The 14,551-nt window shown below is 55.8% G+C and carries 12 protein-coding genes; 11 read left to right on the plus strand and 1 reads right to left on the minus strand.

All coding sequences use genetic code 11. From position 1 onward, the window contains the following. The first annotated feature begins 191 nt into the window (after positions 1-191). Positions 192-3,356, plus strand: a complete 3,165-nt coding sequence (locus tag GPK94_RS13040) for an S-layer homology domain-containing protein (protein WP_215656024.1) — start codon at positions 192-194, stop codon at positions 3,354-3,356. A gap of 80 nt (positions 3,357-3,436) precedes the next feature. On the opposite strand, the gene GPK94_RS13045 is transcribed toward GPK94_RS13040, so the two are convergent. After that, positions 3,437-4,909, minus strand: a complete 1,473-nt coding sequence (locus GPK94_RS13045; protein ID WP_215656025.1) for a M15 family metallopeptidase — start codon at positions 4,907-4,909, stop codon at positions 3,437-3,439. Between the two features lie 312 nt (positions 4,910-5,221). On the opposite strand from GPK94_RS13045, the gene nadA reads away from it, so the two are divergent. The 10 genes from nadA to GPK94_RS13095 all read left to right on the plus strand — a co-directional run bounded on the left by nadA (position 5,222) and on the right by GPK94_RS13095 (position 14,416). Next, a complete protein-coding gene (gene nadA, locus GPK94_RS13050; protein WP_101691343.1) occupies positions 5,222-6,127 on the plus strand; it encodes a quinolinate synthase NadA in 906 nt (301 codons plus the stop codon). Positions 6,128-6,152: 25 nt separating this feature from the next. Further along, positions 6,153-7,334 (plus strand): L-aspartate oxidase, encoded by a 1,182-nt coding sequence (locus GPK94_RS13055; protein WP_215656026.1) that lies wholly within the window; start codon positions 6,153-6,155, stop codon positions 7,332-7,334. 3 nt (positions 7,335-7,337) lie between these two features. Next, entirely contained in the window at positions 7,338-8,198 is an 861-nt protein-coding gene (gene nadC / locus GPK94_RS13060) for a carboxylating nicotinate-nucleotide diphosphorylase (RefSeq protein ID WP_215656027.1), read from the plus strand. 18 nt (positions 8,199-8,216) lie between these two features. Continuing rightward, entirely contained in the window at positions 8,217-8,765 is a 549-nt protein-coding gene (locus GPK94_RS13065; RefSeq protein ID WP_193537739.1) for a transcription repressor NadR, read from the plus strand. Positions 8,766-9,173: 408 nt separating this feature from the next. Beyond that, positions 9,174-9,380, plus strand: a complete 207-nt coding sequence (locus GPK94_RS13070; RefSeq protein WP_215656028.1) for a hypothetical protein — start codon at positions 9,174-9,176, stop codon at positions 9,378-9,380. Between the two features lie 48 nt (positions 9,381-9,428). Further along, entirely contained in the window at positions 9,429-10,235 is an 807-nt protein-coding gene (locus GPK94_RS13075; protein ID WP_252192636.1) for a DUF6017 domain-containing protein, read from the plus strand. Positions 10,236-10,294: 59 nt separating this feature from the next. Next, on the plus strand, positions 10,295-10,546 hold the full coding sequence (locus tag GPK94_RS13080) for a hypothetical protein (RefSeq protein WP_119191365.1): 252 nt from the start codon (positions 10,295-10,297) through the stop codon (positions 10,544-10,546). 110 nt (positions 10,547-10,656) lie between these two features. After that, positions 10,657-11,148: a PcfB family protein gene (locus tag GPK94_RS13085; protein ID WP_005934796.1), complete on the plus strand. Its 492-nt coding sequence runs from the start codon at positions 10,657-10,659 to the stop codon at positions 11,146-11,148. Beyond that, positions 11,145-14,075, plus strand: a complete 2,931-nt coding sequence (locus tag GPK94_RS13090; RefSeq protein ID WP_215656029.1) for a DUF4368 domain-containing protein — start codon at positions 11,145-11,147, stop codon at positions 14,073-14,075. The genes GPK94_RS13085 and GPK94_RS13090 overlap by 4 nt, the downstream gene beginning before the upstream one ends. After that, positions 14,072-14,416 carry a TnpV protein gene (locus GPK94_RS13095; protein ID WP_033119194.1) on the plus strand — a complete coding sequence of 115 codons (345 nt, stop codon included), beginning with the start codon at positions 14,072-14,074 and terminating at the stop codon, positions 14,414-14,416. Before GPK94_RS13090 ends, GPK94_RS13095 begins: the two co-directional genes overlap by 4 nt. Positions 14,417-14,551: the final 135 nt, after the last annotated feature.

Here is a 14,551-nt window from a genome sequence, read left to right on the forward strand (position 1 = left end):
TGGGAGGATGAAGCAAAAACCACGGCCAATTGGTAACAAAATAGAAAACTGGATAACATTATCTGATAAAAATATAACTATTTTACCTTGTAAAGCGGGAGCACCTCTGATATAATGCATCAACAGCAAAATAGATTTTTTTGGACACAAACAAAAATTTTTTCAATGAAGAAAGAACAGGAGTGGAGCAAATGAAGCAAATCCGTATGCGCGGTGCAGCGGCACTGCTGTCCCTGGCACTGACGCTTCCGCTGATGCTGCCCGGATGGAGCGCAAGAGCTGCCGCTCTCGAGGAGAGCGGAGTGGCCATTTCGGAAGAAACCTTCCCCGATGCAGCGTTCCGGAGCTGGCTGACCGACCGGAACAATCTGAATGGATTTGGCAGCGACGGGTATTTTTCCGCCGCAGAGCTGGCTGAGATCAAGAGCATCGACGTCTCCGGGAAGGGAATCCAGACTCTGGAGGGAATCGAACAGTTTTCTGCCCTGGAACAGCTCTCCTGCGAGAATAACCGGCTGAAGGAGCTGGACGTAAAGCAGAACCGTGCGCTGCGCCATCTTCAGTGCAGATTCAACCAGATTGCGGCATTGGATGTATCCGGCCTGGATAACCTGATTTCCCTCAACTGTGAGAGCAACCATATGAAGAGCCTGAATCTGACAGGCTGTACGGCGCTGGAGATCATCTATTGCCGGAGCAACGACCTGCCGGAGGTGGATTTCTCCACCAACACCAGCCTGAAGTTCATTGAGACCTTTGATAACCGGTTGAGCAGCATTGATCTCTCCAAGCTGACGGCGCTGGAATTTGTCCACCTGGACCACAATCTGCTCACCCACATTGATCTGAGCGCCAACACCAATCTCAGCCCGATCGGCAGCGGCTTTGTGGCCCGCAACAATCAGCTGGATACGCTGACCCTTCCGGTCAAGGCGGACCTGGTGGTGGACCCGGATGTCTATGCCGAGCAAGATCCCAAAGTGGGATATGAGCGGGTCGAGTGGTATGAGGATGCAGAGTATCACATTCCGGTCACTGGACCGATCACGGCAAACGGACAGACCCTGTATGCCAAATGGCTCCCCAATGACTACACGATTCGTTTTAACTCCAATGGCGGCAGTGGTTCCATGCCGGAACAGAGCGGCGTATGGGATCAGAAGCTGACTCTGGAGAAGAATACCTTCCGCCGGACGGGCTATGCGTTCCAGGGCTGGAAAAATGTCTTCGGAGACGACGCTTTTTACGACGACGAAAGCGAAGTGCTCAACCTGGCGGGGAAGTACCAGGGGCAGCGGGTGACCCTGTATGCCCAGTGGGAGCCCATCCAGTACACGGTGGCCTTTGATGCCAATGGCGGGCAGGGTGAGATGGCAGAGGAGAGCTATCGGTACGATCAGAGTAAGAATCTCCCTGAATGCACCATGACTGGCCCGGATGATAAGATCTTTGCCGGTTGGGCCACAGAGAAGGGCGGCAGTGTGCGCTATCTGGATCAGAGCGCCGTTCGGAATCTGGCCTCGGAGCAGGGGGAGAAGATCACGCTTTACGCGGTGTGGAGAGAAAAGCGGAACAATGCGTATTTGGACGACCTGGATGCCGCGTTTGCCCATTACAGCGCAGAGGACTACACCGTACAGGATTGGAATGCCCTGACCGGCTACTATGGAACTGCATGGAAGGAGCTCTCCACCGCAGAGGAAGAGGAGCTGGAGGGGATCTTTACCCGGGCCACGGAGAATATGGAAGCCGTTGAGACCAGGGAAATGCGCGTGAATGCCATCGTTGCAGCCTGGCGGAGCGAGCACCGGGACGCTTTGGATGCCATGAACAACCATGCAGTGGACGAAGCTACCGCTGAGCGGCTCTATGGCCTGGCGCAGGAGGCCCTGAAAGGGATTGATGCTGCGTTTGTAGTGGAGCACTCCGACCTGGCGGAGACGGCGGATCAGGAGCAGGTGGCCGCACTGGCCAATGAGGCGGTCGATAAGACCCTGCGCAGCCTCTCCCAGCTGGCCGATGCCGCAGCCTGGGTCGGAACCCTGAACGGGTTGTCGGAGCGGCCCTTGTCAGAGGTGACCTCGGAGTGGTATGGTTCCTATGCGGATGCCTGCACGGGTGCGGATACCTATCTCCTCCACCTGAGCCGCACAATGATGCAGGCTCTGGAGGAGCGCCGGGACCTGGCTCAGCAGAAGCAGCAGGCTCTCACACAGCTGCACATGGCGTATCAGAGCTATGACCTGACCCGCTATACTGCCGAGAATCAGGCCAAGCTGGAGAAGATTCTGAATGCCGGACGCCTGGCCATCGAGGCCGGAAATTCGGCGGCAGACGTGGAGTCGGCCCAGAAGCAGGCGCAGCAGGATATGGCTGCGGTGCCCACCATCGACGGAGGAAGTCAGCCGGGCGGTGGCACCGGGGGAGGTGAGTCCGGCGGCAATACCGGTGGCGGCACTGGTGGTGCAGGCGGCGGCGGTGGAGCCGGCGGTGTGACGCCAGAGCCGCCGGTGGAATCCGTCCCGCCCACCCAGACCACGGTGACCGATCCGGTCAGCGGTGCGACTGCCCTGGTGAACACCGATGCAAACGGCGCGGTTTCGGCCCAGATTACCCTTCCGGCCGAGGCGGACACGGCAGTGCTGACCCTGCCGGCCAAGGTGAAGTCCTCGACTGTGGCGGTGATGCACAAGAGTGACGGGACGACGGCGGTCCTTCCCTGGGCGGTTGCCGTGGAAGAGGGCATGCGGGTACGTGTGTCTCAGTCCTGCCAGATCACGCTGGAGGAGCGGAGTGTCACCTACTCCGATGTGGCGGCACAGGCCTGGTACCAGGATGGCGTGCAGTTTGTCTCGGCCAGAGGGCTGTTTTCCGGTATCGGCGCAGGGCGCTTTGCACCCGAGGGGGCAATGACCCGCTCGATGGTGGCATCTGTCCTGTATCGCATGGAGGGGGCGCCGGAGTGCACAGAAGGCCCCACCTTTACCGATGTACCTGAGGGAAGCTGGTTTGCCCCTGGCGTACAGTGGGCGGCTCAGATGGGCATCACCAGCGGCACCGGCGGCGGACGGTTTGCGCCGGAGGAGCCGGTCACCCGAGAGGCCCTTGCGGCGATGCTCTACCGCTATGCGCAGCAGCATGGAGCCGGAGCCATGGGCACTGGGAGCGGCACAGAGAACTTTGCCGACCGGGAGAGCATCTCCTCCTGGGCGGGTGAGGCCATGGAGTGGGCCGCTTCCAATGGCATCCTGCTGGGAAATGGAGGCGAGATCCGTCCCGGCGACCTGGCCAGCCGCGCGGAAGTGGCGGCCATGCTGATGCGCTTCAGCGCCGTGATCGTGGATGCCCAGAGATAAAAAATAGAATCTAGATGCCAAACCGGCGTGCCAGACTCAGTCTGGCACGCCGGTTTTTTATATTGCTGTGCAGGGAGGAATCAGCCGCCCATATAGGAGAAGTGCATATAGTCGTGATACCCCTCGGCGGGATTGGTGCTGTATGCCCAGGCGTCACCGCCCCAGCTCCAGCCGTGAGCTTTGAAAATGCGGACCACCGAGCTGTCCGGGGAGATGGAGTAGGGGTTCTGGCCCGGCTGCCAGCGGCTGCCCGCCAGGGCGACACCGTCCCGGACCTGGTAGTTGTTGTCGGAATTAATGTCGATGGCGGTGCCGCAGTTATGCTCGCCGGTGGCCGAATCGCCGCGCCAGGAATAGCCGCCCAGATCCTGAATGGGGAACTGTTCCGGGTCCTGATAGATCTCAGTAAAGATTTCCGTTACATCCTGGGCCAGGGCAGCATGTACCTGGAAGGAAGCGGTGGACGCCTTTTTTCCGGAGCCGGAGAGACGCCAGACCGGAACTGTGATTGTGACCATGTTTGCCTGGGCCTCTTCTTTATTGACAAAGCGGCGCTTTCCGGGATCCCCAAAGAGCAGCTGGAGTTTAGCGGTGTTTTCCCCCTGCTCCACCAGCCAGAAGTCCTGGGTCCAGAAATCGTCTGCGTTGGCCTCTCCACGCTCCACCTTGGCCCAGAATTCCGCCTGCGCGATCTCCGATTGGGTCATGGGGCGGTATTCCAGCGTATAGGTGGAACAGGCCGAGCTGACCTGGTAGACCTGGTCGAAACCGGAGAAGGTATAGTGCTGCGCACTCAGGTCCTGCTCAAAGCGGCTGAGATAATCCCCCACGGAAGAGGTAAACTGCTGCTGGGGGAGCAGTTCCTCTCCGGTCTCCGCATTGAGGTAACGGATGGTGATATCCTGTTCCTCACCCCAGCGGGCCTGATCCACCAGATTCAGCGTATTCATCAGCAGTGTAGCGCCGTCGCAGCGCTGAATGGTATCCTGAAAGCCGAAGGAGCCGTCACTCTTTCCGCGCACCACGCCGCAGCGGACCAGACCGCCTACAGCTTCCTGGTGGAGATCGTCCATGTAAGACCAGTCGGTAAAGAGGGTGGGATCCGGGGCAAACGTACTGAAGCTGCCGCGGACCGACTCGGGCAGGGCACGGTACAGGATCACAGCGGCATCCTGGCGGGAAATGGGGGCGTTGAGCGAGGCGGGGGTGACCGGGAGTGCGTCCTCCAGGGAGAGCATGCCGCTCTCCAGAGCAGCCGTATATCCGGCCATGTCCCAGGCCTGCCCATCTGCCAGTGCCTCCTGGTAGGCCTGGGGAGCAAAGGAGCGGGCGGAGATCGACAGGAACTGGCCCCAGCTCATGGTGGCGGCGGGCTCCATCCGGTTTCCTCCCACTCCCTGAAGAATGCCGAGGCTTGCGGCCTGCTGCAAGGTGGAATAGGCCCAGTGGTCCCAGCTCAGATCCGCATATTCTGCCGCCAGGGCAGGCGCTGCGGCGGAGCAGGCCAACATCCCGGCCAAAGCGAGGGTACCGATACGTACGTGGTGCGTCATAGTGCAGGACTCCTTCTCATTCTCTCTGTACTGCGTCCGCCGGAACGGGAAACCTGCGGCGGACAGCTGTCAAATTTTATTTTAGTCCCCGAGAACGGCTGCTGCAATGCAAAAAGTCAAAATAAGTTGAAAAACAGGGCGTATATTTGCGCTTTTCCCCATGCGTGAATATGGTCTGACCCAAACGAAAGGGCTGGAGATGGAAGTCTGTGTCAAATAAATAAGTTGTCATGTGACAAGACATATGCTACAATAACAGAACATGTTCCGCTGAGCAGTGGGAAATATCGGTGTGGAAAGAGGAAACGTTACATGACGATTGAGCAGCAGATCCAGGATTGGAAACGGGAGCGGGATGCAGTCATCCTGGCCCATTACTATGTGGCCCCGGAGGTGCAGGAGATTGCAGACTATGTGGGAGACTCCTTTTATCTGAGCAAGGTGGCCCTCGACCTGCCGCAGCAGACCATTGTCTTCTGCGGAGTGGGCTTTATGGGGGAGAGCGCAAAACTCCTCAATGAGAAAAAAACCGTACTGATGCCTGACCTGGAGGCCGACTGTCCCATGGCCCACATGGCGCAGCCCGAGGAGATCCGGAAGATCCGGGAGCAGGAGGAGGATCTGGCGGTGGTGTGTTATATCAACTCCACCGCCGCACTCAAGGCCTGTGCCGACGTGTGCGTCACATCGGCCAACGCCCTGGATGTGGTGCGTGCCCTGCCCAACCGGAAGATTTTGATGATCCCTGACCAGAATCTGGCCCATTTTATTGCCGAGCAGGTGCCCGAGAAGGAATTTCTCTTCCATCCGGGCTGCTGTCCGGTCCACCAGGAGATCCGCCTTTCCGAGGTGCTCGATCTCAAGAAAGCCCACCCGGAGGCGCCGGTCCTGGCCCATCCGGAGTGTCCGGCTGCGTTGCTGGCCCATGCGGACTATGTGGGCAGTACCAGCGGGATCATCCGCTATGCCGCCGAACACGAGGCGCGGGAGTACATCATCTGCACGGAGATCGGAGTGCGGCACCGGTTGGAGCGAGACAATCCGGGAAAGAAGTTCTATTTTCCCGCCACAAGCCCGGTGTGCCGGGATATGAAGCAGGTCACGCTGGAAAAGGTGCTGGAGGTGCTCCGGACCGGAAAGAATGCGGTTTCCCTTCCCGGGGAGCAGAGTGAAATGGCCCGGCGGGCGCTGGAGCAGATGCTCCGCCTGGCCAAGTGACGGCGGAGGACGGGAGAAGCAGATGATGGAAGAAAAAACAGATGTGATCGTGGTGGGAACCGGCGTGGCCGGGCTGTTCAGCGCGCTGAACCTGCCCCGGGGGATGCGGGTCCTTCTCATCACAAAAGCGGAGGAAGAGAGCAGCGACTCCTTTCTGGCTCAGGGCGGGATCTGTATGCTGCGCGGGGAGGAGGACTATGAGAGCTATGTCCAGGACACCCTGCGGGCGGGACACTATGAAAACCGGATGGAGTCGGTGGACCTCATGGTGCGCACGTCGCCGGAGATCATTGCGGATCTGGTCCGGCTGGGGGTGGAGTTCGAGCGGGATGGGGAGGACTTTGCCTTTACCCGGGAGGGGGCCCACTCCAAACCCCGTATCCTCTTTCACAAGGATATCACCGGACAGGAGATCACCAGCAAGCTGCTCCGCGCAGTCCGAAAACAGCCCAACGTGGAGATTCGACCCTACACCACGATGACGGACCTGTTGGTGGAGGACGGGATCTGCCGGGGCATCGAGGCCCGGGGACCGCACGGTGAGAGGATGCAGATCCGGGCCCAATACACCATTCTGGCCACCGGTGGGATCGGCGGGCGGTATCCCCACTCCACCAACTTTCCCCATCTGACCGGTGACGCGCTGGATCTGGCTGCCCGGTATGGCATCCGCACAGAGCATCTGGACTATGTCCAGTTCCATCCCACCACCCTCTATTCCAAGGAGCCCGGACGGCGTTTTCTCATCTCGGAGTCGGTGCGGGGAGAGGGGGCCCTCCTCTACAATCACCAGGGGAAGCGCTTTGTAGACGAGCTGCTCCCCCGGGATGTGGTGACAAAGGCCATCCGGGAGGAGATGGCACGGGAGGGGACGGAGTTTGTCTGGCTCTCCATGGAGCCCATCCCCCGGGAGACCATCCTGCACCACTTCCCGAATATCTACCAGCACTGTCTGGAGCAGGGGTATGACGTGACCCGGGAACCCATCCCCGTAGTACCGGCTCAGCACTATTTCATGGGCGGGATCTGGGTGGACCGGGACAGCCGCACCTCCATGGAGCGGCTGTTTGCCGTGGGGGAGACCAGCTGCAACGGCGTACACGGCGCAAACCGGCTGGCCAGCAACTCCCTGCTGGAGAGCCTTGTATTTGCCAAACGGGCGGCAGCCGCCATTGCCGGAGCGTGCGCCCAGACGAGGAGGAATTGATCCATGAATCCCATTACCATGACCACACAGATCGATCCGCTGCTGCTCCAGGCACTGCGGGAGGATATTTCCAGCGAGGATGTGAGCACCAACGCGGTGATCCGGGAGAAGACGCCCGGACAGGTGGAGCTTTTGTGTAAAGAGCGGGGCGTCATCGCGGGACTGGCCGTGTTTGAGCGGGTCTTTCAGCTGCTGGACCCGGAGGTACAGGTGGAATGGTTCCACCAGGACGGGGAGCAGGTGGAGGCGGGAACGCACCTGGCTACCCTGCGGGGGGACATCCGGGCCCTCCTCTCGGGGGAGCGGGTGGCCCTCAACTATCTCCAGCGGATGAGCGGCATCGCCACCTATACCCGCGCCTGTGCCGAGGCTCTCCGGGGCAGCAAAACGAAACTTCTGGACACCCGAAAGACCACGCCCAACATGCGGATCTTTGAAAAATATGCCGTAAGGGTTGGCGGCGGACAAAATCACCGCTATAATCTATCTGATGGAGTCCTGTTGAAGGACAACCACATTGGAGCGGCCGGAGGGATCGCACAGGCGGTGCGTCTGGCAAGGGACTATGCTCCGTTTGTGCGAAAAATTGAGGTAGAAGTAGAAAATCTGGAAATGGTGGAAGAGGCTCTGGTCGCAGGTGCGGACATCATCATGCTGGACAATATGTCCATGGAGGAAATGCGGGAGGCCCTGCGGCGCATCGCGGGCCGTGCCAAGACCGAGTGCTCGGGGAATGTGACGTTGGAGAAGCTCCGGGCGCTGGCCGACCTAGGTGTGGACTATGTCTCCTGCGGCGCGCTGACCCATTCCGCCCCCATTCTGGATCTCTCTCTGAAGCATCTTCGCCCCCTGGAGGCGAAGTGAAGAAAGGATTTAAGGGTCATGACCGGTTCGGAGCGCAGAAAGCATATTGTGGATCGTATCAGACAGAGTGAGAAGCCCGTGTCGGGGACCGCGCTGGCCAAGGAGTGCCAGGTCAGCCGCCAGGTGATCGTGCAGGATATCGCGCTGATCCGGGCGGCGGGCTATGATATCCTGTCGACCCACCGGGGGTATCGGCTGAATGAAGGGCAGCAGGTGAGCCGTGTCTTTCAGGTGCGGCATACCGACGCCCAGATCGAGGAGGAGCTTTTCACCATCGTGGATCTGGGGGGAAGGGTGAAAAATGTGATGGTGGACCACCAGGTCTATGGCCAGGTACGGGCGCCGCTGCTCATCTCCTCTCGCCGGACAGCCAGCGCCTTTCTGGAGGAAATCCACAGCGGAAAATCCAGCCCGCTCAAACATCTGACCTCGGACTATCACTACCATTTGATCCAGGCGGACAGCGAGGACACGCTGGATCTGATCCAGGAGGCGCTGCATGAAAAAGGGTTTCTGATTTCCGTGGCTGCGGAAGGGGAAGAGGGAACCGCGTGCGGTGATGCATGACGTCCGGACAACGGAACAAGGAATCAAAATCGCTCAGAGGTTTTCCAAACAACCCCAGTCAAATTTCTGCATATGATGGCAATTCCTGCGGATACTATCTCCGTCTGAACAAGTAACCGTGGGAGGAATCATGGATATGAAAGCAACTGGAATTGTGCGCAGGATCGACGATTAAGTTATAATAGGAGCAAGGTCAGAAAGCCTTGAAAACACTGGTGTTTCGCTGATTTTGTCCGATTTCGCAAGCATTCAGAGCGCAAGCTGTTTGACCGCGGTGAGCTGCAACCGCAATCTCGGAAGGAGGTCGCAGCAAATAACAAAATACGCAACAGGATAGCCCCGGTACTGTACCACGCATGAGTGGAACAATACCGGGGCTATTTTTTTATCACAACGGAGGTAACACTTATGATTCCAAATCCACTTCTGGCGTTTGACGCCTTGATGCAGGAAACGCCCTATTCGCATTTTGATAGCGGCTGCGAGGGCATCACGCCGGAATGCCGTACCTGTCGTTTTCATCGTCCGCACTGGAAGTATCAATCCTGTGTCTTTCAGTTCTGCCCACATTCTCCGATTGCGGTTTCCACACGCAAGGAAAAGCTGGGGCGGTGATACCAAATGTCAATCGTGCGATCCCAAAAAACAGAAGGTTTCACAGTCATGTCCAACAGCCACCTGAAAGACCGATCCATTTCGCTCAAGGCAAAGGGACTTCTATCGCTGATTTTGAGTCTTCCGGACGGCTGGGTCTACACAATCAAGGGGCTTGCAACACTCAGTTCCGATGGACTGGATTCCACCAGAGCGGCGCTCAAAAACCTTGAAGATCACGGCTACGTTGTTAGGCGGCAGCTTTATGACAAGAGAGGTCGATTTGCAAAATGTGAGTACACAGTTTATGAGCGTCCGCAGCGGTCTTCTCCACCAACGGGTTCACCGTTATCGGAAAAGCCGACAACGGACAATCCGTCACCGTGGAATGCGTCAACGGTAAAGCCCACGCTATTAAATACGAATGAAGAAATTACAGAAGAATCAAATACGGACTCTATGAACTATCCATCTATCAATCTTGATAGGATGGATGGGACGGATGAGCGAAGCGAATATGAGGAGCTGATTAAAGAGAACATCGGCTTCGACTACCTGATCCGGAATTATCACTATGACCGTGACCGACTTCAAGAAATTGTAGACATTATCTTGGATGTGGTTTGCTCCTGCGCAGAGACAATTCGCATCAACGGCGAAGATATTCCCGTGGCTGTGATTAAATCCCGGTATCTCAAATTGAATGACAGCCACATTGAGTATGTGATTGACTCAATGGCAAAGAACCCATCTGACATTCGGAACATCAGAGCCTATCTCCTGACGGCGCTCTACAATGCGCCTGTTACGATAGACAATTACTACTCCGCGCTGGTCAACCATGATCTCTACGGGCAGGACAAGTCTTCCCAATAATCACATAAATACGATTGCAGCATAAGAAGCTGTTTGAGCAATGCTCGGAAAGGAAAAACATGAGAAGTGCAAAAGAAACGGGTTGCTTCCCGTATGGCAGCGGTCAGGTCTGCTACATGGAGGTCTCGCCTGACGGAGCCGTTACCCAGTTATCCACGGTTGGTGAAAAACGTTCTGCCTACATAAACGCACAGGCTGGCATCAGCAAAATCTTTGCAGTGTGGCCGGGACGTTGGCGCAGCGATCTCTTCATCATTGACGATCTGGACGCTTTTTCCGAAAAGCAAAGTCTGTTCGGAAAATACAGATAACTCGGCGGAAAGGAGGATGGCTCGAATGAAAATCTTCTGTCTCAAGGGTGTGCCGCCTTAGCTGAGGCAGCATCCCCTCAATTATCTCAAGGAAAGGAGGTATCACTGCAATGCAGGATGAAGTCAACACCAAAGTTGTTGCAATCATGATCAAGGGCGGCAAAATCTCCGCCGAGGTGCTGAAAAAGGCTCTGGACAAGTTCGTTCAGGAGATTGAGAAGGCGCAGAAGCAGATGCAGCAGCCCAAAACCTATCGCGGCAAACAGTCCATCAAGCATCTGATGAGCCAGAACGCCGCCATCTCCAACATCGAAGTAACGGACGGCAACATCAAGTCCTTTGAGCGGACTGCCAGCAAATACGGTTTGGACTTTGCGCTCAAGAAGGATGTTTCCGTAGAGCCGCCCAGCTATCTTGTCTTCTTCAAGGGACGGGACGTTGATGTCATGACCGCCGCCTTCAAAGAGTTCTCCGCCAAGACGGTCAAGCAGAAGGAACAGCCGTCCATCCGGCACAAGCTGGATCAGGAGAAAGCCCAAAGCAAGGCGCAGCATAAGGAGAAAGTCAAGGTCAAGACCAAGGATCGGGGTGTGGAGCTGTGAACAAACCCGATGTGAAGAAGCTCATTCTTCTGAACCTTCCGTATGCCTTTGCCTTCTACTTTGCGGATAAGATCGCCGCTGTGTTCCGTCTCGCCCCCGGCACGGAGTTCATCGACAAGCTGACAAACGGCTTTGCCGTGTTCGGCACTGCCTTTGCAAATCCGCTGCCCAGCTTTCATCCCGTCGATCTGCTCGTTGGTCTGTCGGCTGGCGTGTTGCTCAAGCTGGCGGTCTACGTCAAGGGCAAAAACCGCAAGAAGTTCCGGCAGGGCGAAGAATACGGATCTGCACGATGGGGCAAGCCAGAGGACATCAAGCCGTACATGGACCCGGAGTTCTCGAACAACGTCATCTTGACGCAGACGGAGTTCCTGACCATGAACAGCCGCCCGAAGCAGCCGAAATACGCCCGCAACAAAAATATCCTTGTCATCGGCGGTTCCGGCTCAGGCAAGACGCGCTTTTTCGTGAAACCAAACCTGATGCAGATGCACAGCAGCTACGTTGTGACCGATCCGAAAGGAACCGTGCTGGTGGAATGCGGCAAAATGCTTGAAAAGGGCGGCTACGTTATTAAGTCGCTGAACACCATCAACTTCCGGAAATCCATGCACTACAACCCTTTCAGCTACATCCGCAGCGAGAAGGACATCCTCAAGTTGGTCAATACGATCATCGTCAACACGAAGGGAGATGGCGATAAGTCCGGCGAAGATTTCTGGGTCAAGGCGGAAAAGCTCTACTACACAGCCCTCATCGGCTACATCTGGTACGAGGCACCCGACCACGAGAAAAACTTTACTACCCTACTCGAAATGATCAATGCCTCAGAAGCCAGAGAGGACGATGAGACCTTCAAGAACCCAGTGGATGTCATGTTCGATGAGCTGGAAGCCCGCGACCCTGACCACTTTGCGGTCAAGCAATACCGCAAATACAAGCTGGCGGCTGGTGTTGTATGCTCTAAAAGACTTCTTAATCAAGCGGTTGGGAAGTCTCTTAGAACACACAACCTAAAACCGAAGAAAGGAGCGCAAGTTATGAGAAAAAACGAGAAAATCACAGCTCTGTACGAACGACTGAGCCGTGATGACTTTGGCAAAGATGATGACCAACAGCGTGAGAGCAATTCCATTTCCAATCAAAAGGCTATGTTGGAGGAGTTCGCCGCACGGCAGGGCTTTACGAACATTGTCCATTTCACGGACGATGGCATTAGTGGTACTTGCTTTGACCGTCCCGGATTTTTGGCAATGATGAAAGAGGTTGAAGCCGGGAATGTGGAGTATCTGTGCATCAAGGACATGAGTCGCATGGGTCGTGACTATCTGAAAGTCGGTCAGATTATGGAAATCCTGCGTCAGCGTGGCGTTCGCCTTATCGCCATCAATGACGGCGTGGACAGTGCCAGAGGGGACGATGATTTTACCCCTTTCCGCAACATTATGAACGAGTATTACGCCAGAGACACCAGCCGTAAAATCCGTTCCACTTTCCAGTCCAAAGGCAAGTCCGGCAAGCACCTCACAGGCACAGTCATTTACGGCTATCTCTGGAACGAAGCCAGAGACCAATGGTTGGTTGACCCCGAAGCCGCAGAGGTGGTCAAGCGTATCTTTGCCATGACGATTGAGGGCTACGGTCCGTATCAGATCGCCAGCAAGCTGAAAGAAGAAAAAATTCTCATTCCGTCCGCTTACCTTGCCCAGCACGGCGAGGGCGTGAACAAGAATAAGACTTTCAAAGATGTGTACGGCTGGGGTTCTTCCACCATCTGCAACCTTCTTGAAAAGCGTGAATATCTGGGACACACCATCAATTTCAAGACCCGAAAGCACTTCAAGGACAAGAAAAGCCATTATGTCCCGGAGGACGAATGGACGATTTTTGAGAATACGCACGAAGCCATTATTGACCAGCAGACCTTTGACCTTGTGCAGAAAATCCGTGGGAATGTCAGACGCTACCCGGACGGCTGGGGCGAAGCAGCTCCCCTCACAGGCTTGCTTTATTGTGCCGATTGCGGCGGCAAGATGTATGTCCACCGTACCAACAACGGCAAGCGTATTTCTCAATATACCTGTTCCCAATACAGCAAAGTCCCAGTTGGAAAGCTCTGCACGACACAGCACCGTATCAATGAAGATGTGGTACTGTCCCTTGTTTCCGAAATGCTCAAAGCTATTGCCGAATATGCCAAGCATGACAGAGCCGAGTTTGTCCGTGTGGTGCAGGAAGCACAGTCCAGCCAGCAGACGGCAGAGGTCAGGAAACAGCGGACACGCCTTGCCACAGCAAAGCAGAGAGTTTCCGAGCTGGAAGTCCTGCTCTGCAAAATCTATGAGGACAACATTTTAGGCAAGCTGTCCGACAGCAGATACGCCACTCTGGACGCTCAATACGAAAAGGAACAGTCCGAGCTTACCGCTGAAATCTCTGTTCTGGAAAAGGCTGTCAAGAGCTATGAGAAGTACGAAAAGGACGCTGACCGTTTTATCGCTCTGATTGGTAAGTATGAGAACTTCGACAAGCTGACCATTGCCATGCTCAACGAGTTTATCGAGAAAATTCTTGTGCATGAGCGTGACCGCAAAGGAAGTATACAGACCACACAGGAGGTTGAGATTTACTTCAATTTTGTTGGGCGTTTCGTTCCCCCGGCGTTTGGAGAAGTGGAGCTGACCCCGGAGGAATTAGAAGAAATCCGCAAGCGAGAGGAACGCAAGGACAGACTTCATCAGAACTACTTGAAGCGTAAAGCCAGCGGAGCGCAGAAGCGATACGAGGATAAAATCAAGGAGCGGAAAAAGGCAGAAATCGAAGCCAAGAAAGCCGCCATTCGTGCAGAGGACATTGCAAAGGGCGTGTTCGTCCCTGTCAGCAGCTTACCGCAGAGAGAGCCAATGAAAGGAGTACAATCAGCATGAATATCACTTACACACAGAACGGCGATTATCTTATCCCGAACATCGTTATCCGCAAGACCAAGCCCATCGGACACTACGGCAGACTTCGCAAGGCGTATCTGGAAATGCACCGCCCGATACTGTTCAATGAACTGGTGCTATCCGACAAGCTCTTTGAACATTGTGCCGAGATTGACGAAGCGGCACGAAACCGCATGGAGCTGATCGTGCGGTCACTGGCAGAGCAAAACGGTGTGACTGAGCAACTGAAAGCCGATAATCAAATGGAATGGGTGCGGCAGATGAACGCTTGCAAGGCACAGGCAGAGGAGATTGTGAAAGCAGAATTGATTTATGATTGAGTGAGGAAGTCCGGGCAGAAAACTGTTCGGACTTTTCTCATATATTCCAAAGTTGCGATAGAATTGTTCACGAGTTTTATGGTATAATTTGAATGCGAAAAATCGTAGAATTGGAAGTTGGTAGGAGGTTGCTTT

Source organism: Pseudoflavonifractor sp. MCC625, assembly GCF_018784545.1.
GTDB lineage: Bacteria > Bacillota > Clostridia > Oscillospirales > Oscillospiraceae > Pseudoflavonifractor_A > Pseudoflavonifractor_A gallinarum.